Source organism: Caballeronia sp. INML2, from assembly GCF_023631365.1.
Classification (GTDB): Bacteria; Pseudomonadota; Gammaproteobacteria; order Burkholderiales; family Burkholderiaceae; genus Caballeronia; species Caballeronia turbans.
The window spans coordinates 1-620 of sequence record NZ_JALQDH010000036.1; the positions used below are offsets into that span (position 1 = coordinate 1).

General features: G+C 54.4%; 1 protein-coding gene and 3 tRNA genes. All 4 read right to left on the minus strand.

Going from position 1 to position 620, the window contains the following annotated elements; genetic code table 11:
* The coding region (locus NCT32_RS12830) for a GTP-binding protein (protein ID WP_042615313.1) at positions 1–83 on the minus strand (83 nt) is incomplete at its 3' end.
* Between the two features lie 62 nt (positions 84–145).
* Positions 146–220: transfer RNA gene (locus NCT32_RS12835), tRNA-Thr, on the minus strand.
* Between the two features lie 16 nt (positions 221–236).
* Positions 237–310, minus strand: a tRNA-Gly gene (locus NCT32_RS12840).
* Positions 311–341: 31 nt separating this feature from the next.
* Positions 342–427, minus strand: a tRNA-Tyr gene (locus NCT32_RS12845).
* Between the last annotated feature and the right edge of the window lie 193 nt (positions 428–620).

Here is a 620-nt window from a genome sequence, read left to right on the forward strand (position 1 = left end):
AGCGTGGTCTTGCCGTGGTCAACGTGACCGATCGTACCCACGTTCACGTGCGGCTTGGTCCGCTCGAATTTACCTTTGGCCATTTTCGACTCCTAACAGGATTTTCGCACCTTGCGCCGCGCGCAACTTACTAGACTGATACAGCTGGTGCCCATGGGCAGGATCGAACTGCCGACCTCTCCCTTACCAAGGGAGTGCTCTACCACTGAGCCACATGGGCACTACAAAACCGACACTGGAGCGGGTGAAGGGAATCGAACCCTCGTCATAAGCTTGGAAGGCTTCTGCTCTACCATTGAGCTACACCCGCGAGGGTTTGGATTCCCTTACCGCTTGAATTCTGGTGGAGGAGGTTGGATTCGAACCAACGTAGGCGTAAGCCAACAGATTTACAGTCTGCCCCCTTTAGCCACTCGGGCACCCCTCCGCAGAGAACTATCGATTATGGGGTAACAACACGCCGTTGTCAAGCGTTTCTTACGCCCGAGACGATCGAAGCTCTCACCTATAGGTGAGACGGAAACGCAAAAACCCCACCTTTGCGGGGTGGGGTTTTTGTTTATCGCATGAGGAGCCTGACGATTACCTACTTTCACACGGGTATCCGCACTATCATCGGC